General features: G+C 64.0%; 18 protein-coding genes and 1 tRNA gene. 13 read left to right on the forward strand and 6 right to left on the reverse strand.

Annotation, left to right across the window (positions count from 1 at the left end; all coding sequences use genetic code 11):
* The first annotated feature begins 478 nt into the window (after window positions 1-478).
* Together LQ231_RS03440 and LQ231_RS03445 are read left to right on the forward strand one after the other, a co-directional pair.
* Entirely contained in the window at window positions 479-5,941 is a 5,463-nt protein-coding gene (locus tag LQ231_RS03440; protein ID WP_230170287.1) for a hypothetical protein, read from the forward strand.
* Between the two features lie 302 nt (window positions 5,942-6,243).
* Window positions 6,244-6,774 (forward strand): DUF992 domain-containing protein, encoded by a 531-nt coding sequence (locus tag LQ231_RS03445; RefSeq protein ID WP_113144290.1) that lies wholly within the window; start codon window positions 6,244-6,246, stop codon window positions 6,772-6,774.
* A 104-nt stretch (window positions 6,775-6,878) separates the two neighbouring features.
* Here the strand turns inward: LQ231_RS03445 and LQ231_RS03450 are convergent, their stop codons facing one another.
* Entirely contained in the window at window positions 6,879-9,692 is a 2,814-nt protein-coding gene (locus LQ231_RS03450; RefSeq protein WP_230170288.1) for a DNA translocase FtsK, read from the reverse strand.
* A 459-nt stretch (window positions 9,693-10,151) separates the two neighbouring features.
* Here LQ231_RS03450 and LQ231_RS03455 point away from each other — a divergent pair, with 459 nt between their 5' ends.
* Both LQ231_RS03455 and LQ231_RS03460 read left to right on the forward strand, forming a co-directional pair.
* The gene (locus tag LQ231_RS03455) at window positions 10,152-10,577 is read left to right on the forward strand and encodes a hypothetical protein (RefSeq protein ID WP_230170289.1); all 426 of its coding nucleotides are present in this window, start codon (window positions 10,152-10,154) and stop codon (window positions 10,575-10,577) included.
* Window positions 10,578-10,663: 86 nt separating this feature from the next.
* Window positions 10,664-11,269, forward strand: a complete 606-nt coding sequence (locus LQ231_RS03460) for a YigZ family protein (RefSeq protein ID WP_230170290.1) — start codon at window positions 10,664-10,666, stop codon at window positions 11,267-11,269.
* 44 nt (window positions 11,270-11,313) lie between these two features.
* Here LQ231_RS03460 and LQ231_RS03465 read toward each other — a convergent pair whose 3' ends face one another.
* Window positions 11,314-12,135 carry a tetratricopeptide repeat protein gene (locus tag LQ231_RS03465; protein ID WP_113144287.1) on the reverse strand — a complete coding sequence of 274 codons (822 nt, stop codon included), beginning with the start codon at window positions 12,133-12,135 and terminating at the stop codon, window positions 11,314-11,316.
* A 135-nt stretch (window positions 12,136-12,270) separates the two neighbouring features.
* Here LQ231_RS03465 and LQ231_RS03470 point away from each other — a divergent pair, with 135 nt between their 5' ends.
* The 4 genes from LQ231_RS03470 (at window position 12,271) to LQ231_RS03485 (ending at window position 15,467) form a co-directional block, all read left to right on the forward strand.
* Window positions 12,271-13,662, forward strand: a complete 1,392-nt coding sequence (locus LQ231_RS03470; RefSeq protein ID WP_230170291.1) for a leucyl aminopeptidase family protein — start codon at window positions 12,271-12,273, stop codon at window positions 13,660-13,662.
* An 88-nt stretch (window positions 13,663-13,750) separates the two neighbouring features.
* The gene (locus LQ231_RS03475) at window positions 13,751-14,122 is read left to right on the forward strand and encodes a MarR family winged helix-turn-helix transcriptional regulator (RefSeq protein WP_230170292.1); all 372 of its coding nucleotides are present in this window, start codon (window positions 13,751-13,753) and stop codon (window positions 14,120-14,122) included.
* A 21-nt stretch (window positions 14,123-14,143) separates the two neighbouring features.
* The gene (locus tag LQ231_RS03480) at window positions 14,144-15,001 is read left to right on the forward strand and encodes a C40 family peptidase (protein ID WP_230170293.1); all 858 of its coding nucleotides are present in this window, start codon (window positions 14,144-14,146) and stop codon (window positions 14,999-15,001) included.
* Between the two features lie 73 nt (window positions 15,002-15,074).
* Window positions 15,075-15,467 carry a hypothetical protein gene (locus tag LQ231_RS03485; protein ID WP_230170294.1) on the forward strand — a complete coding sequence of 131 codons (393 nt, stop codon included), beginning with the start codon at window positions 15,075-15,077 and terminating at the stop codon, window positions 15,465-15,467.
* A gap of 14 nt (window positions 15,468-15,481) precedes the next feature.
* Here LQ231_RS03485 and LQ231_RS03490 read toward each other — a convergent pair whose 3' ends face one another.
* Together LQ231_RS03490 and LQ231_RS03495 are read right to left on the reverse strand one after the other, a co-directional pair.
* Window positions 15,482-15,697 carry a hypothetical protein gene (locus LQ231_RS03490; protein ID WP_230170295.1) on the reverse strand — a complete coding sequence of 72 codons (216 nt, stop codon included), beginning with the start codon at window positions 15,695-15,697 and terminating at the stop codon, window positions 15,482-15,484.
* 181 nt (window positions 15,698-15,878) lie between these two features.
* Window positions 15,879-15,965, reverse strand: a tRNA-Leu gene (locus LQ231_RS03495).
* Between the two features lie 264 nt (window positions 15,966-16,229).
* Here LQ231_RS03495 and LQ231_RS03500 point away from each other — a divergent pair.
* The gene (locus LQ231_RS03500; protein ID WP_230170296.1) at window positions 16,230-16,733 is read left to right on the forward strand and encodes a BA14K family protein; all 504 of its coding nucleotides are present in this window, start codon (window positions 16,230-16,232) and stop codon (window positions 16,731-16,733) included.
* A gap of 63 nt (window positions 16,734-16,796) precedes the next feature.
* On the opposite strand, the gene LQ231_RS03505 is transcribed toward LQ231_RS03500, so the two are convergent.
* Window positions 16,797-17,120: a SelT/SelW/SelH family protein gene (locus tag LQ231_RS03505; protein ID WP_230170297.1), complete on the reverse strand. Its 324-nt coding sequence runs from the start codon at window positions 17,118-17,120 to the stop codon at window positions 16,797-16,799.
* Between the two features lie 121 nt (window positions 17,121-17,241).
* On the opposite strand from LQ231_RS03505, the gene LQ231_RS03510 reads away from it, so the two are divergent.
* The 4 genes from LQ231_RS03510 (at window position 17,242) to LQ231_RS03525 (ending at window position 21,668) form a co-directional block, all read left to right on the forward strand.
* Entirely contained in the window at window positions 17,242-17,685 is a 444-nt protein-coding gene (locus LQ231_RS03510; RefSeq protein WP_230170298.1) for a DoxX family protein, read from the forward strand.
* A gap of 126 nt (window positions 17,686-17,811) precedes the next feature.
* Window positions 17,812-18,513 carry a type 1 glutamine amidotransferase gene (locus LQ231_RS03515; RefSeq protein ID WP_230170299.1) on the forward strand — a complete coding sequence of 234 codons (702 nt, stop codon included), beginning with the start codon at window positions 17,812-17,814 and terminating at the stop codon, window positions 18,511-18,513.
* A 192-nt stretch (window positions 18,514-18,705) separates the two neighbouring features.
* Complete coding sequence (locus LQ231_RS03520; RefSeq protein ID WP_230170300.1) at window positions 18,706-20,022, forward strand: vanadium-dependent haloperoxidase; 1,317 nt, start codon at window positions 18,706-18,708, stop codon at window positions 20,020-20,022.
* Window positions 20,019-21,668, forward strand: a complete 1,650-nt coding sequence (locus tag LQ231_RS03525) for a CRTAC1 family protein (protein ID WP_230170301.1) — start codon at window positions 20,019-20,021, stop codon at window positions 21,666-21,668. The genes LQ231_RS03520 and LQ231_RS03525 overlap by 4 nt, the downstream gene beginning before the upstream one ends.
* Before the next feature lie 1,030 nt (window positions 21,669-22,698).
* Here LQ231_RS03525 and LQ231_RS03530 read toward each other — a convergent pair.
* Entirely contained in the window at window positions 22,699-24,546 is a 1,848-nt protein-coding gene (locus tag LQ231_RS03530; protein WP_230170302.1) for an alpha/beta hydrolase, read from the reverse strand.
* Between the last annotated feature and the right edge of the window lie 56 nt (window positions 24,547-24,602).

Here is a 24,602-nt window from a genome sequence, read left to right on the forward strand (position 1 = left end):
AACAGGGCCGCACAGAATATTCTGGTTTCTGGCCAATCTGACAAATCCGATCATATCAGAAAGAGATCACGATGCTGCGGCGCCCGCCGCGCCTGCAAGCGTGGGACTCAGGCCGCTTCCTCCAGGCGTATCGCAGATTTTCTCGACGCCGTCTGAATTGACCCCAATCATTACACAGGCCCTGGCCGCCCACCCTCTCCCCACCCGTGACCCTGGCCGGTGGCCCCACATCCCGCGGGGCTTGCCGCGGCGATCCAAGCCATTGCCACTCGCAGATCAGCTTCGGGCAAGCCCATACGCTCATAGATTGTTTCAAACTGGTGGGCCGAGGACTGTCCATGCCTGCAGTTGTGCGCCCAGTGCAAGCTGGGCGCCGGTAGGTTGCCATGCCGTGACGATACGAGAAGAGCGGTCTTTTCGCACGGCGGCGGTGGCGTCGTCAGATTTTTAGTTTGGATAACATCAAAGGGATTTGTTTATGAGCACGACCATTCCTTCGCTGAGCGTCAGCCAGATCAGATCCCTTTCGACTGCCGCAATTGCTGCCTGGACAACCGAAGATGCGGCGGCGCTGTCGACCACGCAGATCAAGGCGCTCTCCTCCGCACAGGTTGGTGCCATGGAGACGGAAGATCTCGCCGTCTTCTCGACATCCCAGTTAAGCGCGATCGCCACGTCGGCCATCGTCAGCCTCAATCTCGACCAGCTGGCCATCTTGACCACTGACAAGATCGCAGGTCTCGCCACCGGCCAGATCGCGGCCTTGGGAACGGCCCAGATCGACGCCCTTGGCTCCCAGCAGATCGAAGCCTTGTCCGCCGCCCAGATTGCGGCGCTCAAATCGAGCCAGCTCGCAGTCCTGACGCCGGACGACATCTCGACATTCACCACGGCGGAAATTGCAGCGATCGGCACCGCAGCCATGTCCGGCCTTCCCACGGCCACGATCGCAGCCCTGACCGCTGACCACACGGCGGCCCTGACGACCGCCCAGCTCGCGGCTCTGAGGACGACGCAGATCGCGGCCTTGAGCTCCACCCAGATCGATGCCCTGTCGACCGCGCAGATTGCTGCGCTGAGTTCGGCCCAGATCAAGGCCCTGAGCAACGATTCCATCGCCGAGCTCACCACGGCGCAGATTGCGGCGCTGAGCACCAAGGCGATCAGCGGCCTGAACACGGCTCAGATCTCTGCCATGTCCAGCGCCCAGGTCGAAGCGCTGTCGTCGGCCCAGATTGCGGTCCTGAACTCGAGCCAGATATCCGCACTCGCCGCCGAGGACATCGCGACATTCACGCCGTCTGAGATCGCGGCCATCAGCTCGGCCGGCATCGGCGGCTTGAACACCGCAGCTCTCGCTGCGCTGACGTCAGCCCAGGTCGCGGCACTCAAGACGACCCAGATCACCGCGTTGAAGACGACCCAGGTGGCGGCGCTGGGATCGGCCCAGATCGACGCCCTGTCGAGCACCCAGATTGCTGCCCTGAGTTCAACCCAGATCAAGGCCTTGTCGAGCGCGATGGTGGCTGATCTGACCACGGCACAGATTGCCGCACTGAGCAGCAAGGCGATTGCCGGCCTGTCTTCGACGCAGATCGCGGCCCTGAGCACGACCCAGGTCGAAGCACTGTCTGCGGCCCAGATCGCCGCGCTGACCTCAAGCCAGGTCACGGCACTGGGTGCTGAGGATATCGCCACTTTCACCACCGAAGAAATTGCAGCCCTCAGCTCGATGGCTATCACAGGCCTGAACTCGGCCGCGATTGCGGGTCTGACCTCGGCCCAGACCGCAGCCCTGAAGACCACCCAGATTGCTGCCCTGAAGACCAACCAGATTTCCGCCTTGCAGATCGACGATCTGACGACGGCACAGTTCGCCGCCCTGAATTCCGCCCAGATCAAGGCCCTGTCGAGTGACAGCGTGGCCGGCCTGACGACCGCGCAGATCGCCGCGCTTAGCAGCAAGGCCATCGCCGGTCTGACATCGGCGCAGGTCGCGGCCTTGTCGGCCGAGCAGGTCGAGGTTCTGTCATCGGCACAGATCGTTGCGATGAACTCGGGGCAGATTGCAGCCCTGAGCGCCGAAGGCCTGGCTACCTTCACCACCGCGGAAATTGCTGCGATCTCAACGGCAGCCATTGCCGGTCTCTCCACCACGAACATCGCGGCACTGACCTCGGATCAGGCGGCTGCGCTGAAGACCAACCAGATTGCAGCCCTGAAGAGCAATCAGATCGCTTCCCTCAGCACCGGCCAGATCGCCGCCCTGACCACGGCGCAGTTCTCCGCTTTGAGCGCGACGCAGATCAAGGCTTTGAGCAGCGACGGGATTGCCGCTTTGACCCCGGCCCAGATCGCCGCCCTCAGCACCAAGGCCGTCAGCGGCCTGAGCACGACCCAGATCGCCGCCTTCAGCACCGAACAGGCGGAAGCGCTGACATCGACGCTGATTGCGGCCATGTCGTCGAGCCAGATCGCAGCGCTTGAAGCCGAAGACATTGCGACATTCACCCCCGCGGAGATCGCCGCCATCAGCGCGTCTGCGATCACGGGCCTGTCGTCGGACGGTATCGCGGCGCTCACCACCGCACAGGCGGCGGCGCTGAAGACCGCGCAGATTGCCGCGCTGAAAACCGCCCAGGTCGCAGCGCTGAGCGACAGCCAGATCGCCGCCCTCACCACGGCGCAGGTTGGTGCGCTGACCTCGCTCCAGATTGGAGCCCTGTCGAGCACCACCGTCAGCTCGTTGACGACGGCCCAGATCGCCGCCTTGAGCACCAAGGCCATTGCGGGCCTGACATCGTCGCAGGTGGACGCTCTCAGCGCGGCCCAGATCGATGCCCTGTCCTCGACCCAGATCGCAGCCTTTGGATCGGCGCAGATCGCTGCCCTCAGCACCGAGGATCTGGCAACCTTCTCCGCCGAGGAGATCGCCGCTCTGAGCACGGCGGCTGTCAGCGGCCTGTCGTCCGATCAGATCGCTGCCCTGACAACCAGTCAGACCTCGGCGCTGAAGACGAGCCAGATTGCCGCCTTCAAGACGACGCAGATCGAAGCGCTGACCTCCGCGCAGATCGCAGCTTTGTCTGCCGCCCAGTTCAGCGCGCTCAGCTCGGCCCAGCTCAAGTCTCTGTCCAGCGAAAGCATCGCAGCGCTGACGATTGACCAGGTTGCGGCGCTGAGCACGAAAGCCGTGTCCGGCCTTTCCTCCGCCCAGATTGACGCCCTGTCGACCGCGCAGATCGAAGCCCTGTCAACGTCGCAGATCGCCGCTCTCGGGTCCGACCAGTTGGCCGCCCTCGAACCGGAGGATTTGGCAACGTTCACACCGGAAGAAATCGCCGCGATCCGCACTGCGGCCATTCCGGGTCTGTCCACCGCCAATGTCGCCGCCCTCAAGCCCGATCAGCTGGCGGCCCTGACCACAAGCCAGGTTGCAGCGCTCTCATCCGCCCAGCTCGAGGCTATGGGCACATCTCAGCTGGCGTCCCTGACCCCCGAGCAGATTGGCGCCCTGTCCGCAGCCGCCATTGCCGGTCTGGCCACAGGCAACATTTCGGCTCTGACGACCGAGCAGATTGCCGCCCTCAGCACCAAGGCCTTCGCAAGCCTGTCCACGGCCCAGATCGAGGCCCTGTCGGTCGAACAGGCCGAGGCGCTGACGTCCGTTCTTGTGGGTGCGATGAGCTCGGCCCAGATCGCCGCCCTGAGCGCTGCCGAACTGGCCACTTTCTCGACGGCCGACATCGCGGCCATCAGTGCCGCGGCCATGGCCGGCCTCTCGACAAGCAATGTTGCGATCCTCAGCTCTGACCAGATGGAAGCGCTGACGACTGCCCAGGTCGCTGCCCTGTCGTCGAACCAGGTCGAAGCATTGACCTCCCAGCAGGTCGCAGCGCTGAGCACCGCGCAAATCGGTGCCTTGTCGTCCGCCGGTGTCTCCGGTCTGGCCACCGGCACGATCGCCGCATTGACCGATGATCAGATCGCGGCTCTGAACCCCAAGGCAATCCCTGGACTGACGGCAGCCCAGATCGAGGCCCTGAGCACCCTTCAGGTCGAGGCCTTGACGCCATCGCAGGTGGCCGCCCTGAATTCGGCGCAGCTTTCCGCCCTCGGCACCGCCGATATTGCCACATTCTCCACCGCCGATCTGGCTGCCATAACCGCCGCCGCCATGCCCGGCCTGTCCACCGCCAATGTCGCGGCGCTGACATCCGATCAGATCGCCGCATTGACGACGGCTCAGCTCGTTGCCCTGTCGTCAAGCCAGGTGGAAGTGCTGAGCTCTGCCCAGCTGGCTGCGCTCAGCGCTGCGCAGCTGGCAGCCGTCACATCGTCGCAGGTCAATGCGTTGCCGAGCCAGTCGATTGCAGCGCTGACCGCCGAGCAGATTGCTGCGCTGAGCACGGCAGCCGTGGCTGGCCTGACCACGGCCCAGCTCGAAGCGCTGACGACCGCCCAGATTGATGCGCTCACGACCCAGCAGATTGCGGCGCTGGGATCGGCACAGCTGGCAGCCCTGGGCACGGCGGATCTGGCGACCTTCTCGTCCGCCGACATCGCGGCGATCTCGGCAGCCGCGATCTCCGGTCTGTCGACGGCCAATATCGCCGCCCTTTCGGCGGAGCAGATTGCCGCGCTGACGACAGCGCAAATCGCATCGTTGAATTCGACCCAGGTCGAGGCGCTGAAATCCGGCCAGATCAGCAGCTTCACACCGACGCAGATCTCCGCTCTCAGTTCGACGGCTCTGCCGGGTCTGTCCACGGGCAATATCGCAGCCCTGTCGACGGATCAGATCGCGGCGCTGAACGCGACTGCGATCCGCGGCCTGAGCGCCGCCCAGATTGATGCGCTGTCGACCAGCCAGGTCGATGCCTTGTCCGCGACGCAGATCGCTGCCCTCAGCGCCACCCAGATCGGTGCTTTCAGCCAGGAGGATCTTGCAACCTTCTCGTCGGCTGATATGGCGGCAATCAGTGCCTCGGCCATTGCCGGACTGTCGGCGGCCACGGTTTCGGCTCTGACGACAACGCAGATCGCCGCCTTGAGCGCAGACCAGTTGAACGGTCTGACGTCGGTTCAGGTTGGTGCGCTGAACGCGACCCAGGTCAGCAACCTCACGACGACGCAGATCGCGGCACTCAGCGCGGCGGGTATCTCGGGCCTCTCCGTCTCGAATATAGCGTCACTGACGACAGCCCAGGTTGCCGCGCTGGGATCCAGTGCCATTCCGGGCCTGACGACGGCGCAGATCGACGCGCTGTCGACAGCCCAGATTGATGCTCTGTCGTCCGCTCAGCTCGGCGCCCTGACCTCGACACAGCTGGGCGCTCTGACGACGGAGGATCTGGCGACCTTCTCGACGGGCGATCTTGCCGCCATCAGCGCCTCTGCGATCGGCGGCCTGTCGACGGCAAATATCGCCGCCCTGTCGACCGCCCATATCGCCGCCTTGAGCACAGCTCAGTTCGGCTCGCTGATCTTCAGTCAGATCCGGGCCCTGACCTCCGCCCAGGTTTCGGTCCTGAGCACCGCGCAAATCGGCGCGCTGAATGCCATCCAGGTCGCAGCACTGGGCACCAGCCATATTGCCAGCCTGACCACCGAACAGATGGTGGCAATCTCGCCGAGCGCGATTGTCGGCATGACCACGGCCCAGATCGGTTCCCTGTCGACCGAGCAGGTCGAGGTCCTGACGCCGACACAGGTTGCAGGTCTGAGCTCGCTGCAGATTGCAGCGCTCGAAGCCGAAGATCTGGCGACCTTCTCGACAGCGGATATCTCGTCGATCAATTCCGCGGCCCTCGCCGGCCTGTCGACGGAGGATATCGGCAATCTGTCGAGCGCGCAGCTGCAAGCCATTACCACGGCCCAGGTCGCAGCGCTCACCCCGGACCAGATCGCAGCGGTGGTTTCCGCCTATCAGTCCTACTGACGTCAGCGTCAACGATCATAATGATATGCTCACTTCGGCGGCGTGCTCAGCACGCCGCCGAAGTGTTTTTGGGCGAGGTCGCTTGTCGGTGGTCGCTGGATTGGGGCGGGCCCGTCCGGCCGTTTCACCGCTCGCACCCATGCGCGGCGTAGCTGCGTCTGCCAATCGATGCCGATCGACCGCAAAAACATAAGTGAAAGCGCCGATGGATCATTCTTTCGCCATATGCGTTAATCACACCTAGCCCACCCGCTCGGATGCATGGTCATCGGAGGGCAGGTTCAAGTTTGAAGGAGTACACCATGAAGAATTCTCTCGCCGTTGCGCTTGCCGCACTGCCGCTTTTGGCCAGCGCAGGCACAGCCTTCTCGGCTGATATGTCCCGCCAGGATCCCGTTCCCACCTATGAGGAAGCTGACCAGCGCGGCGGCGTTCGTATCGGTTATCTCCAGTGCAATGTCGGTGGCGGCGTTGGCTACCTGATCGGTTCCGCTAAGGAAGTCGATTGCGTCTTCACCTCGACCATCGGCAGCGAGCCGCTCGACCGCTACACCGGCGCCCTGCGCAAGATGGGTGTCGATCTCGGCTTCACCACCAAGGGCAGCATGATCTGGGCTGTCTTCGCCCCGACAGCCGGTTATCACCGCGGTTCGCTCGGCGGCCTCTACCAGGGCATTACAGCTGAAGCGACGGTCGGTGCCGGCGTCGGTGCCAACATTCTTGTTGGCGGCACCTCTGGCTCGATCCACCTGCAGACGATCAGCGTGACCGGCCAGCTCGGCCTCAACCTGGCAGCCACCGGCACGTCGATGACGCTCACGCCCGACAGCTGATCCGTCTTTTCAGATGGTGAGAAAACGGCGCCTTCCCGATCGGGAGGCGCCGTTTTTTTGGCTTGTTGTTGTGGGCGATCGTATCGCCAGCGACATTTGCGCGTTCAGCCGTCGATCTCGCTGTCGGGCAGGGGGCTGACATCGCGGCCACCGGCAATGATCGAGCGTTTGCCGACATGGTTGGCCGGGCCGACCAGGCCTTCCTGCTCCATACGCTCGACCAGTGAGGCGGCCTTGTTGTAGCCGATCGACAGCCGGCGCTGGATATAGGATGTCGAGCACTTCTTGTCGCGCAGCACGATCTTGACCGCCTTGTCATAGAGGTCGCTGGCGTCCTCTTCGCCCATGGCAGACTTGTCGAACACGGCGCTGTCGTCCTCAACCGTCTCGTCCATCTCGTCGGCATCTTCGGTGACCGTGCCGAGATATTCCGGCCGGCCTTGCGTCTTCAGATGCGCGACGACCTTTTCGACCTCCTCGTCGGAGACGAACGGCCCGTGCACGCGGGCAATGCGGCCGCCGCCGACCATGTGCAGCATGTCGCCCTGGCCGAGCAGGTGTTCGGCACCCGGCTCGCCGAGAATGGTGCGGCTGTCGATCTTCGAGGTCACCTGGAAGGAGACGCGGGTCGGGAAGTTCGCCTTGATCGTGCCGGTGATGACATCGACCGACGGGCGCTGCGTTGCCATGATCAGGTGGATGCCTGCCGCACGCGCCATCTGCGCCAGCCGTTGGATCGCGCCTTCGATCTCCTTGCCGGCAACCATCATCAGGTCGGCCATTTCGTCGACGATCACGACGATGTAAGGCATGGCTGCGAGATCCATTTCCTCCTGCTCGTAGATCGGCTCGCCGGTCGAGCGGTCGAACCCGGTCTGCACGCTGCAGAGAATAGTCTCGCCCTTGGCACGCGCGGTCGCTGCCCTCGAATTGTAGCCGTCGATATTGCGCACGCCGAGCCGGCTCATCTTCCGGTAACGATCTTCCATCTCGCGCACGGCCCATTTCAGCGCCATCACCGCTTTCTTCGGGTCGGTGACGACAGGCGTCAGCAGATGCGGAATGCCGTCATAGACCGAAAGCTCGAGCATTTTCGGATCGACCATGATCAGCCGGCATTCTTCCGGCCGCAGCCGGTAAAGCAGCGACAGGATCATCGTGTTGATCGCCACCGATTTGCCCGAACCCGTGGTGCCGGCGACCAAAAGATGCGGCATCTTGGCGAGTTCGGCAATCACCGGCTCGCCGCCAATGGTCTTGCCCAGGCAAACCGGCAGCTTGAACCGTGTCTCGGCATAATCCGGGGTCTCGATCAGTTCGCGCAGATAGACCGTTTCGCGCACCGGGTTCGGCAGTTCGATGCCGATCACATTGCGGCCAGGCACCACGGCGACACGGGCCGAGAGTGCCGACATCGAACGGGCGATATCGTCGGAAAGGCCGATGACGCGCGAGGACTTGACCCCCGGTGCCGGCTCGAATTCGTAGAGTGTGACGACCGGGCCCGGTCGCACATCGATCACTTCGCCCTTGATGCCGAAATCTTCCAGAACGCTTTCCAGCAGGCCGGCGCTCTGTTCCAGCGCCTCCGGGCTCATCGCCGGCGCATCCAGCAATTGCACTTCCTGCAAGAGGTCGATCGGCGGCAGTTCGTATTCGCCTTCGGCCAATGCTGCCTGTTCGCGGAAAAGCGGCTGGCGTGCCTTCAGCGCCTGGGCGACCGGTGAAGCAAAGCGCATCAGCGGTGCCGCCGACTGGATCGGGTCGACCGGTGCCGCAGCCACGACCGCCGTCTCGGTGGGCAGGGCTGGAATATGGGCAGAAATTTCGCGGTAAAGCGCAATCACCGAGCCATCCGGCGCGTCGAAGGCCGGCTTGATGACGGGCGCAACCGGCGGCGATACCGCTGGCGGCTGCACGGCCATATCCGGTCGATAGCGCACCACCTCGGCACGTGTCGTGACACGGGAACGGGCGGCCTGCGGCGCCGGTCCGGTCTGGGGAACACTCGCTCGGACACTCGCCTGAAGCGTCGGAAGAGCCGCCCGCGCAGCACTGAGGCTGCGGTTCGCATAAGGGGAGGCAGTTTTCGCAGCCGGTGCGACCGCCGTATGCGGTGCATTGGCCTCGATCGGCGCATCGCTGGCCGCGATCATCGCTTCGAAGAAGATATGGTCCGACAGCAATGCGCTGAGATCCGGCGCTGCACGAGGCTGTGTCGCCTGTTGCACTTCAGCCGGAACAGCCCGCTCGGCGTTTTCCGTCATCGCTTCTGTCTGCACGGCTGCGCCGGCAAGGGCAGCGGCGGCAGTGGCAGTTGATTGCTGCTGTTGCTGCTGTGCCTGCAGCGGTCCGCGCAGGAAGGCATTGCGCACCATTGTCGGATGCTCCGCCCGCGTTTCGCTCGGCGCGGAAACGGCAATCCGGCTTGGCATCATCGCACGCGGTGACGGTGCGGCGGGTGCCTGAATCGCCTGTGCCTGTATCGCGGGCATCGGTGTCGCGAGGGTGGGCGCCGGGCTGTGGGCTTGCGCTGCAATCACCGGCATTTCGTGCCCGTGTGCGGCAGCCCAGGCCGCCTGTTCCGCCTGCTGGCGGGCCAGTTCGCGGCGCAGCTTGTAGGTCAGCGCCCGTGCGCCGACCGCATCCGGCGGCTGCGGCAGGGTGACCGAAGCCGGTGGACGCGGTGTTTCAGTGATGGGCTTGGCCGCCGGCATTGTCGCCTGTGTCACCACGGGGGCCGGTGCGATCATCGGTTCGATGGTTTCCGGCGCACTGCGCTGCTCCGGGATCTGGCCCGGAGTTTGGCCCAGGGGCTCGAAGGTGCTTTGCCCCTGTGCCTGATTTGGCGATTTGTCCGGTGTGCGGGTGAAGCGTACATTCGGCCCCAGCACGAAAGCTGTCTGCCAGGCCGGCATCTCGCTGCGTCCCTCGATCTGGCTGGCCGCCAGCTGGTCGGTCCCGGACCGTGGCTGACCTTGAACCGCCTGCCCCTGAACCGCCTGCCCCTGAACTGCTTGTGCCTGTGCTGCCGCCGGCCCTGGGGCCGGGGTCTGCGGGCTCGTCGGCTTGTCCCCTAAACTATTGACAGAAAACGCGGAATTTTGACGGGGAGGATGCATGAAAAACCTGATCGCTGACGAGAAACGGGAGAGCTGGCAAGCGCTCTATCAGTAGAAAATAAAGGTTAACGACTGCTTGCGCTGCAGCCGATTTCGCTAATATTCCAGCGATCCGCCGACGCCGTTCCCGGGCAGGATCCCCCTGTTGTCGCAGGAGAATTCGGCGCTTCGCCGGGGCCGGACAAGGAACAGGAATTTTTCTCGCACTCGGTCGCCTGGCGGGGTAAGGACCGGGGATCGAAGAGAAGGCCGGTGATGTCGAAAAAGCCAAAGCGCAATCATCTGAAGAAGCTGATCAAGGCCTGGGCCCAGGCAACATCGGAAGACCGGGAAGCCTTCCTGGATTTCGTCGCGGCGGAAACACGCGCCAATGGCATTGTGCATCCGCTGGTTCCGACGGCGGACGCTGCACCCCCGCCTGTACCTACGCCCGCGCCCACGCAGCCCGCTTCGCTGCCGTTGATTGCCAATGGCCGCTACCTACTTCCGGCCACCATCGAGCGCATCGAGAGGGTCATGCGCGCCAGACGCCTGACGCCGCGCGCCGTGATGGCGGAAATGGGCTTTGCCGCCGATGACCATGCGCTCGCCCGGGCGCTGGCGATGAAGGCGAGCCTCAGGCTCTCGGTCATCGCCGCCCTGCGCCTGTGGCTGGAGAGCAATCGCACCCATACCCGCTGAGGCCGATTTCCGCTGGAACCGGCACAAACGGCCCTGTAGCGTCGCGCGACATGGCATTCCGCCACACCAGAGTCTGATCATCGACCATGCTATTTTCCCTGCTCCAGCCCGTCGAGTTTTCCCAGGACGTGAAGAAGAGCCGCTTTGTCGCCAGGGCCGCCGCGATCGCCAGCGAAGACGAGGCCAAAGCCTTTCTCGCCGCCCACCGCGATGAGACGGCAAACCACAATTGCTGGGCCTGGCGGCTGGGGCAGGCCTATCGCTTTTCCGATGACGGCGAGCCGTCGGGAACTGCCGGCAAGCCGATCCTGCAGGCGATCGATGGCCAGGCGCTCGACGGGGTCGCCGTTCTCGTCACCCGCTGGTTCGGCGGTATTCTGCTCGGCAGCGGCGGATTGATGCGCGCCTATGGCGGGTCGGCGGCAGCCGCCCTGCGTCTAGGCGAAAAGGTCGAGATCATCCCGATGCTGACAGGCGAGGTGATGACGGGTTTTGCCGATCTGGCGCTGGTCAAGGCAAGGCTGCTCGCCATGCCGCATGTGTCGCTGGTCGAGAGTTTCGAAGGCGAGGGCGCGATGCTGACAGTCACGCTGCGTGCCGGCGACGAACATCAGGTCGAGCGACTTGTCCAGGACCTGACCAGCGGCCGGTCCCGGCTGGTCCTGCCGGACGAAGATGCTTTACCGCAATAGGTCGGCTATCCGCTCGCTCCGCCCCATATCCGGCAAGGCTTACCTCAGCCGCTTTTCTTCGGCTTGCCGTCGGCGGCAAGCTGTTTCCACGAATCCTGCTGCGCCAGCATGCCGCGCAGATATTGCAGATTGGCGGCCGCCTGCTGCGGGTCGAGTTCGCGCGAAGCAATCTGCTCGGCTTCCTGGAAACGTCCCTGCAGGCCGACCACCAGCGCCAGGTTCTGCCGTACGCGGCTGTCGGCCGTCGGCTGCTGCGATGCCTGGTTGAGATAGGTCTCCGCGGTTTTCAGGTCGCCGGACAGCACATAGGACATGCCGAGATTGGACAGCACGCTCGGTTCGCCCGGCTTGATGTCCAGCGCCATGCGGTAGCGCCCGCGGGCATCGCCGGAGCGACCGAGCTGGTCGAGCACGGCGCCTTCGGCTGAATAGAGCTTCCAGTCCGGGCGGTCGGGTGTCTGGGCGCGGGCAATCGTGCCCAGCGCCTTTTCCAGCTGCCCGGCCGCGGCCTGCGCCTTGCCGAGAGAGGCCAGCACTTCGCGGTCATTGGCATGGGCGATCGCCACCTGCTGCATGACAGCCAGCGCCTGCGCGTTGCGGCCCGACATCATCAGTACATTGGCATAGCTCAGGCCGGTATTACGGTCCTTCGGATTGGCCTCATAGGCCTTGCCGATCGTCTCGGAGGCCCGCGAAAGTTCCGGCCCGGTCATCGAATCGACGGGTTTCGACAGTTTCGGAATCGAGCCGGTGATCAGCGGTTTTTCCCGGCCGGCGCAGCCGCTCAATGTCAGCGCTGCGATGACAAGACCGATTCCGCCGAGGGTCTGCATACGGCGGCGCGAGGAATGATGCCGGTTGGCCATGATTGCTATCCCGAAAGTCTGGTTTTCTGCGTCACCTGCCTCAAGAGCATGACGTAACCTCCACTCAAGCAATAATCTGTTAACCCTAACGGAGTGTTAATTCGCTCGACGCCGATTCTCTTGAAAGCAGCAGCCATGGCCCTCTTCCAGTATATTGAACGCCCGACCCACTTCAGCACCAAGGGCGGCAAGACATTGCCGATCTTCGCGGTCACGCCGGCCCATGTCGAGACCGGAACGCTCGAGCCGCTCGCCCTCGACTGGGCGAGAAAGGCGGGCTTCAAGGCGGAAGCCGGTTCCCTGCTGCTGATTCCGACGGAAGAGGGCCATCTCGGTGGCGCGCTCTTCGGTCTGGGCGCCAATCCGTCCGAAAGCCCCTTCCTCACCGGCAAGCTCGCCCGCACGCTGCCCGCCGGCGACTGGCACATTGAAACAGCACCGCTGACCGCCAACCGCCTGCTGCTCGGCTATGGCCTCGGCGCCTACAGCTTCGACCGTTATCGCTCGGAGCGCCCGACCGAGCCGAAACTGCTCATTCCCCAGGATGCCGATGCCGCCGACATCAAGCGCCAGCTGGCCGGCGTCTACCTCGCCCGCGACCTGATCAACACGCCGGCCAACGACATGAGCCCCGCCGATATCGAGGCCGCGGTTCGTCGTCTCGCCGAGCATTACAAGGCCGAGGTCACCGTCACTGCCGGCGACGAGCTGCTGGAGAAGAACTTCCCGCTCATCCATGCGGTCGGCCGCGCCTCCACCGTCGCGCCGCGCCTGATCGAGATGCGCTGGGGCAAGAAGGGCCATCGCAAGCTGACCCTGGTCGGCAAGGGCGTCAGCTTCGACACCGGCGGCCTCGATATCAAGCCGTCCTCCTCCATGCTGCTGATGAAGAAGGACATGGGCGGTGCCGCCAATGTTCTGGGCCTTGCCCTGATGATCATGGACGCCAAGCTGAAGATCGACCTGACGGTGATCATTCCGGCGGTCGAAAATTCCATCGCCGGCAATGCTTTCCGCCCGGGCGACGTCTATCGCAGCCGCAAGGGCCTGACGGTGCAGATCGACAATACCGATGCCGAAGGCCGTCTGATTCTCGCCGACGCCCTGGCCTATGCCGATGCCGAAAAACCCGATCTGCTCATCGATATGGCGACGCTGACCGGTGCCGCGCGCGTCGCACTCGGCCCGGACCTGCCCCCCTTCTTCACCGATGACGAAGACCTGGCCGACGATCTCGCCGATGCCAGCCTCGAGGTCGATGATCCCCTGTGGCGCCTGCCGCTGCACAAGGGTTATGAGCGCATGCTGAAGGCCCAGATCGCCGACTTGACCAATGCACCGGCCGGCGGCATGGCTGGCGCGATCACCGCCGCCCTCTTCCTCAAGCGCTTCGTCTCCAAGGACCGCACCTGGCTGCATCTGGATATCTTCGGCTGGTCGCAGAGCGAGCGTCCGCATTCGCCGGTCGGCGGCGAGGCGCAGGGCATTCGCGCTCTGTATCGTTATCTGCAGACCGGTTGGAAATAGCCATCCCTCGCGGGTCTGGGGCGGGCCTCTTGCATCGGCGGGCTGTTTGCCGGAAAGATGCCCGCAATGACCATTTCGGAAGCCGGCCATGAGCCTTGAACTGACCGCAACCCAGGCGCTCGGCCTCTGGCATCGGGTAACGCTGCAGCAGGTCCGCGAGGACGGGCCGGATCTGACCATGCGCCAGCTGGCGATCCTGCTCGAGATCTATCTCGTGCCGCCGCCGCATACCGTGCGCGGCCTTGCGGCAACCCTGGACGTGACCAAGCCGGTCGTCACCCGGGCGCTGGATACGCTGGGTGAAATGGGGCTGGTCGATCGCGTCCGCGACGAGCTTGACCGGCGCAGCGTGGTGGTCAAGCGCACCGTCGGCGGCGCGCTGTTTCTGGAGAAGTTCGGCGACCGGGTCATTGCCCAAGCCCGCGCCCTCGGCTCCCGCGCGCCGATGGATGGACAATAAACCGATTGATGGACAACTGACATGATGCTCGACCGCAGGCTCAACGCCTTCCGACCCGATCTTGCCGAAGCCGCCTTGCAGGGCAAGGTGGAGGCAGTGCGGTTTACCGACGGCGAACCCGCCATGATCGGCGAGCCGGTGGTCGACCTGCGCCCGCGGCCCGATCCGGGCTCCGGTATCGACACCCAGCTGTTGCTGGGCGAAACGGTTCGTGTCCTGGATCGCGCCGATGGCTGGGCCTGGATCAAGGCCGATGCCGACGGTTATGTCGGCTATCTGCCCGAGACGGCGCTTTGCCCTGTCGTCGCGTCAACCCATGTGGTTCTCACCCCGCGCACCTTCGTCTATTCCGGTCCTGACCTGCGCTTCCCGGTCAAGGCCGCGCTGTCCATGGGCAGCACTGTCGCTTCGGTCGGTGAAGCAGAAACGCGTGGCACCCGTTATCTGCTGCTCGCCGATGGCGGAGCCCTGGTCGCCAATCATTGCGGCCCGGCCGCTGAACCTGTCGGCAGTGACTATGTGTCGGTAGTCGCCCGCTTCGTCGAAACGCCCTATCTCTGGGGCGGCAAATCCGGCTTCGGCATCGATTGCTCCGGCCTCGTGCAACTGGCTTTGCGTATGACCGGCCGCTCCGCCCCACGTGACAGCGACATGCAGGCATCCTGCCTCGGCGAGCCGATTGATCGCGAACAGCTCCGGCGCGGCGATCTCGTCTTCTGGAAGGGCCATGTGGCTGTCATGGAGGATGGGCAGATGATGATCCATGCCAATGGCCATACCATGACGGTGGCGCGCGAGAGGCTCGATGACGCCATCGAGCGCATCGGCTGGTTGTATGACGCCCCGACCGGCTATCGTCGGCCCATCGCTGAAATGTGATGAGCGCTCTCTTGGTGCAGGACCGCCGATTTCTTATATCGGTGTCATCAAGCCCGCATCGGAACCGTTCCCCATGATCCAGTTGAAGTCAGTCCTCCCGGTTCAGCGCCGCATTGTCGCGACAAGACCGGCACAGCTTGCCGGCATTCTGGGACTGGCCCTTGTGACGCTCCTACCGGCCACATCCTTTGCCGCCGGCAGCGGCGTCGAGTGGCAGAAGGCGGGCCAGGACACGTTCACCGATCTGCCGGGTGTCAAACCGCAGGACCCGCAACTGTTTGGCGACGGCTATCGCTGCGAGACCATGACCGTCGCGCCGCGGCGCATCAACGCGCGTGAGCTCCGCGACAGCCTGCCGCAAACCGTCTATCGTTGTGAAAAGAACGGTATCATCTACCAGGGCACCCAGCCGCCGACATCGGGCCGCGGCTGGTATCCGGGGGTCAATCCGCGCAATCTGGACTGAGTGTCGGTAGAAAATTATGCCTCTTCGCCGATCAGCCCGTCGAACACTTCGAGAAGCGCCTCGCTGATCGCCGCACCGAGTGCGTGGCCCGCGTCGCGGATTGCCTCTTCGTTCATGTCGCGGGAGGCAAGCGCCAGCGCCGAACCTTCCTGGCTGACGATTTCTTTCGCCCGTTCGATCGCCCAGAGGGCAAAATCGCTGCGCGATTCGATAGCGACTGTCTCATCCATAGCGGGTTTCCTTTCAGGATTGGCAAGCCTTGTGGGGCGGCACGACCATGCGTTTGACCAAGTCTCCGCGGGGTGGTGGTCACCCCGGCCTGAGGCTGGAATCAAGCCATAAAAAAAGCCCGGATAACCGGGCTTTTTTAGTTTCATCCCCAAGGCCAAAGCCTTGGTATGAATGGGAATTTGGTGCCCAGAAGAGGACTCGAACCTCCACACCCTTTCGAGTACCAGCACCTGAAGCTGGCGCGTCTACCAATTCCGCCATCTGGGCGACGAGGAGCCATGTAAAGCGACAGACTCCCCCTGTCAATCGGCTTTTTGAAGTTTTCATGTCACAGCTGAATATACATCCGGCAGCACGCTGGCCGGCTGCGGCTTTCGCCCCGCTTTTCCAGACCTTTCAGGCACATGCACGCAATGAACCTGTTGACGACGCCGTGAAAAAGCCGTGATCGAAACGCTGATTATCGCTCAGGCGGCGATCCACTTCGGTGGGCCACGCAGCAATTCGATTTCGAAGACAGGAAAATCGGTGATGAAAAAAACCATTGCAATGCTTGCGATCGCGATGATCGGCATGGAAAGCCTTGCCGGGGTCGCGCAGGCTGCCACCATCATGCCCACATCACCGGTGTCCCAGGCGCAGCCTGCGGATATCCGCAAGCAATCCGATGTGCAGACGGTTGATTTGGTCTGTGACTTCAACGGCTGCTACGAAACCTTCGATCGCCCACCTCCGGGCTATCGTCGCCCGCCACCGCCGCCGCCGGGATATGGAAGGCCTCCGGTCTATGTCGAGCCGGGTTACGGTCGTCCGCCACCGCCACCACCGGGCTATGGCCGCCCGCCGATCTACGGTCGTCCGCCGGTCTATGTTCAGCCGGGTTATCGCCCGCCGCCGGTCTATGCGAGACCAGGCCGCAGCTGGGACCGCCATATCGATTGGTGCCTTGACCGCTATCGCTCCTACAATCCCCGGACGAACCAGTTCCTGTCGTCTTCGGGTTATTTCAAGACCTGCCGCTCGCCCTTCGGCTGAGCCACGTCCGACACAGGCAAGAATGCAGAAGGCGGTCTTCGGGCCGCCTTTTCTGTGGATTGCTCAGGTGTCGAGGCCGCTGTTGCGCTCCGGATCGATCCGGTCGACATGGCCGAGATCGCGCTCCGGGTCGATCATGTCGCGCACCCGCTGTTTCAGCTCTTTCGGTCCGGGAAAGCCGCCATCGCGCTTGCGCTCCCAGATCAGGTCGTCATTCAGCCGGATCTCGAAGATCCCGCCGGTGCCGGGGATCAGCGCCACCTCGCCGAGATCGGCCGCAAACGTCTGCAGCAGTTCCTGCGCCATCCAGCCGCTGCGCAAAAGCCAATTGCACTGGGTGCAATAGGTGATTGCAATGCGCGGTTTGCCACGTGTCTGCGGGTCCATCTCAAATCCTCGTCTTCACGGATAAGTTAACCTGTAAACTCTTCTTTTTGTCGCAGGACAATTGCCACTGCGGCATTGATCCGCCAAGAGGCAAGCTATCATTATTTCAAGGAGTTCGCCGATGTCATCCACCGATTCCAGCCGCCTCATCGCTCCGGCCGCAGCACCGCTCTATCGTTCGACTCACGAAATCGTCGAAACCGTTCTGCGCGTCGTTGCCGGCGTCTGCCTTGCCATCCATGGCAGCGGCAAGATCGCCGATCCATTCGGCGCGATCCAGATGGTCGAAGGTCTTGGCTTCTATCCCGGCGTCTTCTGGTCGCCACTGCTGGCCGCCAGCGAATTCTTCGGCGGCATCCTGCTGGCGCTCGGCCTCTTCACCCGTGTGGCAGCCCTCGCGACCACCATTATCCTCCTGGTCACGGTCTATTTCCACTGGGTCACCATGAGCCAGGGTTTCTCCGGCGCCGAAAAGTCGATCCTCTGGGCGGCCATCACGCTGTTCTTCATCAGCCGCGGCGGCAATGCCCATTCCGTCGACGCCCGCCTGAAGAAGACGTTCTGAAAAACACCTTCTGAGCGCTGAAAGCGGGTGGATTGAAAAAGCAGGGCGCGGCGCTGTCGCGCCCTTGCGGTCAAGCCGATGCCATGCTTTCGTGGCCGCTCCTGATCACTCCCAGCACCGGATCCTATGCGCGTCGCCATCATCGAAAACATGAAGATCTCCTATCCCGGCCAGGTTGGCAGGGCGCTCGCCGAAGCCGGCGCAGCGGTCACCGTCATCCCCGCCTATGCCGGCGCTCCATTGCCGAAGGTTGACGACTACGAGGCCCTGGTGGTGCTGGGTGGCGAGCAGAACGCCCGTGATGACCAGAAACATCCCTATCTGGCCGATCTGTCCGCTCTGATGCGCAGCTTTGGCGATGCCGGCAAGGCGGTGCTCGGCATCTGTCTCGGCAGCCAGCTGCTCGCCCGCGCCTATGGCGGCGACAACCTGATCGGTACCGCACCGGAATTCGGCTGGCGCGTCATTGAAAAGACCGAGCACGGAAAGTCCGATCCGGTCTTTTCCGCAGTCTCCGACAGTTTCCTGTCCTTCCAGTGGCACGACGATACGTTCACGCTGCCGCAAGGCGCCGTGCATCTCGCCGAAAACGCCGCCGCCCGCCACCAGGCCTTCCGCCTCGGTCGCGCCGCCTATGGTTTCCAGTTCCATTTCGAGGCCGACCGCAACGTCGTCGATGACTGGAAGGCGGCCTTCCCGGATGTCATCGAGCGCATGGAGCCGGGCTGGCTGGAGCGCCATCCGGCCCTTGCCGAAACCCATGGCGTCGCCTCGGACGAGGCCGGTCTCGCCATCGCCCGCGCCTGGGTCGCCCAGATCCGGTCTTGATCCGGTCTTGATCTGATCGTGATCGGACGCATCCGGTTCCACCGCCGTTTGGCGCCAGTGGCACATCTGGCCGCACCACTCTTGTGGCCCGTCTCTTGCGAGTTGGCCGGACCCATGCTTTATCCTCTCTGAACAAGACCTTGGGAGCCCGGTTTCGGGAGGGTCGGCATTCAAAACCTCGGGGAGGGGGCAATGAACGCAATCTGGCGGCGCATGGGCGCAATCGGCCTGATTATCTTTTCCGTGCTGTCGAGCCCGGCAGCCGCCGCCGTGCGGCCAGGTGCCGATGCGGTGATCCACGACTGGTACCGGCTGGTGCTGGAACTGGTGCGCCACACCGCGACCTATTCGCCGCCGGTCGCCAGCCGTGCCTTTGCCTATCTCGGCGTGATTGCCCATGAAGCGACAGCGTCGGGCGACCCCGCCCTCGTGTCGTTGGCCGGCCAGTTGAACGGGCTCTCGCCGCTGACGGGCCGGGACCCTGCCCAGGCCTATGACGAGGCGGTGGTGATCAACGCTGCTTTGGCCGAGGCGGTCGTGCAGTTGTTTTCCAACACGGGTCCGACCGGTCAGCGGGTGCTGGCACGCATGCAGGCGAAGATGGCGGCAAAGGTTGCCGACGGCCTCGAGCCGCAGCTTGCGTCGCGCAGCCAGGATTATGGCCGCGCGGTCGTTGCCCATGTTTTGGCCTGGTCGAGAGACGACGGCGGCGCGAAAGTCGAGAACATGGGTTTCCCGGTCGAGTTCGCGCTCAACAAGGGGCCGGGCAACTGGGTGCCGACCAGCCTGGTCAACCAGCAGCAGATGCCGCTCCTGCCCAAATGGGGTGACAACCGGCCTTTCGCCATGCCTGAGGGCAAGAGCTGCGGCCTGCCGCCGCCGCCCACCTATAGCGAGGAAAAAACCTCCGACTTCTACCGCGAAGCGCTGGAAGTGCATGACGTGGTCAAGGCGATCACGCCGGAACAGCGGGCGATTGCCCGTTTCTGGTCCGATGATCCGATGCTTTCGCCGACCCCGCCCGGTCACTGGATTTCGATCGCCCTGCAGGTGCTCGACGGGCGCAAGGCACCCGCTGCCGACCGCGCCGACCTGCTCGCCCGCCTGGGTGTGACGCTGGCCGACGCCTTCATCGGCTGCTGGAACAGCAAGTTCGAATACGACCTGCTGCGGCCGATCACCTATATCAAGCGCGTCATCGACCCGAAATGGGAGGCGCTGCTGATCACCCCACCGTTTCCGGAATATCCGAGCGGCCACTCCACCCAGTCCGGCGCGGCCGCCGCGGTGCTGACCGCCTTCTTCGGCGACGACGTCGCTTTTGTCGATGCCACCCACGAGAAGGACGGTCTGCCGAACCGCAGTTTCCCGAATTTCTGGGCGGCCGCCGAAGAGGCCGGCATTTCGCGCCTCTATGGCGGCATCCATTTCCGCGCCGCGATCGAGCGCGGCCTCGATCAGGGCCGCTGCATCGGCGATCATGCCATCGCCCTGGTGACGCGCAAGTGAGCGGCGCCGATAAGAACACGCTGTCTCCGGTCGCGCTGGTATTGGCTTCCCTGCTTGTGTCGGCCGGTGCCGCCCTGGCCGGTGCCGCCCTGGCCGAGACCAAGCAACCTGTCGTGCCGCATTTTGTCGATGAAACCGCGACCAGCGGCATCGACAGCACCTATCGCGGCGATTGGGAATTCATGGTCGGCGGCGGCGTTGCGAGCTTCGATTGCAATGCCGATGGTTTTGCCGATCTGCTTCTGGCCGGCGGCGAGGCACCGGCCCGGTTCTACCGCAATCGCAGCGCAGCCGGTGGGCCGCTGTCTTTCGCCGAAGCGCAATCCGGCCTCGAACTCGACAAGGTCATCGGCGCCTACCCGCTGGACATCGATGGCGACGGCACACAGGACCTCGTGCTGTTGCGCTCCGGCGAGAATGTCGCGATGCGCGGCCTCGGCGAATGCCGCTTTGAGCGCGCCAACGAGGCCTGGGGTTTCGACGGCGGTGACGCCTGGTCGACCGCCTTTTCGGCAACCTTCGAGCGCGGTGCCGATTGGCCGACCATGGCCGTCGGCAATTATATCGACCGCTTCGAGGACATCGAGCCCTGGGGCTCGTGCACCGACAACTGGCTGCATCGCCCGGCCACAGAGGGCGGGCGCCGTTTTGCACCGCCTGTGGCGTTGACGCCCTCCTTCTGTCCGCTGTCGATCCTGTTTACCGACTGGAACCGCTCCGGCACCCCATCGCTGCGCGTCTCCAATGACCGCGAATATTACAAGGGCGGCCAGGAGCAGATGTGGCGCATCGAACCGGGCAAGGCGCCGGTGCTCTACAGCCAGCAGGACGGTTGGCGCTACCTGCGCATCTGGGGCATGGGCATTGCCAGCTACGACGTCAATTTCGATCGCTATCCCGACTATTTCCTCACCAGCATGGCCGACAACAAGCTGCAGGTCCTGGCCGAGGTGCCGGCAGACGGCCAGCCGAAGCCGGGTTTTGCCGACATTGCCTTTGCCCGAGGCGTGACCGCGCACCGACCCTATACCGGCGGCGAAATCCGCCCCTCGACCGCCTGGCATACCGATTTCGAAGACGTCAACAATGACGGGCTCGTCGACCTGTTCATCGCCAAGGGCAATGTCGCCAAGATGCCGGATTTCGCCGAGAAGGACCCGAACAACCTGCTGGTTCAGGGCGCCGACGGCAAATTCGTCGAGATGGGCGACACCGCCGGCATTGCCAGCACGGCAAGCGGGCGGGGCGCAGCCCTCAGCGATTTCAATCTCGACGGCCGCATCGATCTTGTCGTCGTCAACCAGGGTTCGCCGGTCGAGATCTGGCGCAACGACACGAAAGACGCATGGCATTTCCTGCAACTGGCGCTGCGCCAGGACGGGGCCAACCGAGATGCCATCGGCGCCTGGATCGAGGTCCGGCACGGCGATCGGTTGCTGACCCGCGAGGTCACCATCGGCGGCGGCCATGCCGGGGGCAAGATCGGCTGGCACCATTTCGGCATTGGTGACGCGGCCGAGACGGAGATCCGGGTGCTGTGGCCGGATGGCACGGCCGGGGACTGGCAGACGGTCAAGGCCGACGGGTTTTATGTCGTGCAACGGGATCATCCGGTCCGGGCCTGGACGCCGGGCGAGGGGTTGTAGGGGGACGGATGTCGGTCGTTGTGCCCCGCAATACCCCCCTCTGCCCTGCCGGGCATCTCCCCCACAAGGAGGGAGATCGGCAGGTGGCTGGCCGCTCGTCCAACCGGATAGCTTGTGCAAATGAGGCCGGTGCGACGAGGAATTTCTGACTGTCGGTGTTTTGTCGCCCTTGCACCAAGGTCACCATCCTCTCCCTTGCGCCGAGGTCTCGGTGATCTCCCCCCGTGTGGGGGAGATGTCGGCGGAGCCGACAGAGGGGGGCGAACTGGCGCTGACCGCTGCCGGCAAGACTGTTGCTACGGCCACGCTTCGACTTCCATCCACATGGTTCAACGTCCTCTTCATCACTCAGAACCTTCAAAATCCCACGCCAATACACCGGTCGGAATTCCTCCTCCGGGGATGGTGGCAGTCTCGGACAGGGCGCCAGAAGCAACCTGTTGAAATAATTTATATGGCTCCTTCCGGCGCCCCGTTCGGCGATTTTTGCCGGTTGCATGCGTCTCTCTGGCAAGGCGGCTCTGCGCGGCGAAACATAGGTCTCGTCGTCAACCGGGCGCGGGTCCGAAACGTCTCATCGAGACGTTCTGGCCGGGTGCCCGGGAGGTTTCAGGTTCTCGGCGGATGTGCGCACATCCCGACCTGACCCTCGCCCGGGGAGCCTTGGCATTAACGCCTGAGCTCCCGCCGTCTTTGTCACCAGACCCGTTTGACCGGATCCGGCGCCTTGTTTGTGTGCCCCTGAGGCACGCCCGATGGCCGTTGGGATCGAGGTTGGCTGAAACCATCCGAGGTGTTCGCCATCCACCGTCCCGCCACCGGAGGGAGACCGTTGCATCCGGCCCGGAGGGTCTGGCCAGCGACAGCCGCGCCCTCCGGCGCCGGTTCCGCTTCGCCGGGCTCGCAATCCCCGGTGTATCCGAAAGCGGAACGGGAGGAGTATGGCACAGGTCGAAACGAGGGGGATGAAAGTGGGTGCGTTTTATTGAAAACGTTGGGGGATTTGCAAAAGTCATCCCCCTTGGATGGTTCACATCGCGTGTTTTGCGGCAAGCGCCCGGGCGGTGGCCTCGACGATGGCGAACAGGCGTTCGCGCGCCGGCCGGGGCGTCAGGTTGTGGTCGGCATCGGGGATCATGTGAAACGCGACATTGCCATAGGCCGCGAGCTTTTCGGCACGCGGCCCGAAATGGGCGTGGAAACGCTCGAGACCTTCATCACCTTCGGCATAGACCAGAACCACCCGGGTCTGCCGCGCCTCGAGCGTGCGGAATTCGCTGTGAACCCGGCCGCTCAACCGGGTGATTGGCACGGCCGCCTTGACGAAACGCGAGGCGGATTTGGCGGCGCGGTCGATCAGCCGGACGGCGATATTGCGCGTGACCGCGCCAACATCCACGTCCCCGGCCAGCACGCGCCTGATCGTCTCGTGCTTGAGAAGCTCGGCGGAATAGGCGCTCAGCGTGCGCGGCAGGCCCTTGAAGCGCCACAGGAAGGAATCCGGATTGACGGCAACCACCCCGTTCCAGCGCGGATCGGCGATCGCGGCGCGCAGCGCGATATAGGCGCCGCTGCAGCGTCCGACGATCAGCGTCCGGCCGGTGAGCCCCCGTGTTGCGAGGAAATCATAGGCGGCCGAGACATCGGCGAGCTGGGCGTCGTCGTAGAGGATCTGCCTGCGGCGTCCCGGGATCGGCGGGCTGTCGCCGACACCGGCGGAATCGTAGCGCAGCGACGAAACACCGATCGCCGCCAGCCGCCGCGCCATCACGGCGGATGAACCGGCCCAGCCGGCCTGATGATCGTAGGAGGTCGAGAGTATGACCGCCGTCACCCCGACCGATGGACCCACAGGTTGACACAGCGTCCCGTAGAACGTGTCGGCCTTGCCGAAGCGCACAGGCGTCTCCCGGCAGGCGCCGCAGGTGATCGGCCGGATCACCGGAGGCCGGACGACCTCTCCGGCCAGGCTCTGGAATTGCGGCAGTGCCTGAACGAAGGACAGCACGGTATCGATAAATGCGCCGGGCATCGTCTGCGACAGGGGGCCGGAGACAAGCTGATCATAGCCGGTGAAATCGGCCGTCGTCAGGCTGCCGCCGATCTTGCGCAGGATTTCGCCGAAGGCGATGTCGCCGTGATTGCCCGGGCGCTGGCCAAGAAACACCGGCAGGGCCGGCTTGAGCGTCGGATCGAGCGCGGTGCCGAGTGCCGGTTCCAGCGGAGAGGCGGTGGAAAGATCGAGGCTTTTCAGGTCGGCTGCAACGGTTTCCGGCATGCGCAGTCCGGCAATGGCGCCGGGCGACGTGTCGCGAAGCTCGGCCTTGATCTGCATCGGCTCGTCGATCATCTTCGACCAGAGCGACAGTTCGCGCAGATAGCTGCGACCTTTCAGCACCGGCCCGAGCAGCATCAGGCCGGCGAGATCGGTTTCCATCGGCGCGCGCAGATAGGCAAGGCTGCCGCCCAGACCCTGGCCGAGCAACACGATGTGGCGGGCGCCGGACAGCGCCTTGAGTTCGGCAATGGCCTCGCCGACGGTCGAGACCCAGCCGACCAGACCTGGTTTGGCCAGATCTGATTCGGCAAGCTCTGCCCCGTCTCCCTCAGCGTCGAATGCGTTTGCCGCACCGGGATAGTCGAAGCGCAGGCTCGCCACCCCGAGCGCTGCGAACCGTTCGGAGAGGATCCGGTAGAACCTGCGGGTGCACATTTCCTCGAGACCCCAGGGGCTGAGAAAAAGCACGGCCAGATCACGGCGATCAGCGCTTGGTGCAGCCGCTGAAAACAGGCCGACATGCGATCCGAAAACGGTGGGTTGCGATGCCGAGACATCGGTACCTGCCGGTTTTGCAGAAGTGTTGGCTGCTCCGTCCACGCTCTCTTCCTTCAAGGACACGGCTGCCAGCGCCGCACCCGTTTTTTCGCGGCAAT

The organism is Rhizobium sp. CECT 9324 (assembly GCF_918741265.1).
Lineage (GTDB): Bacteria > Pseudomonadota > Alphaproteobacteria > Rhizobiales > Rhizobiaceae > Allorhizobium.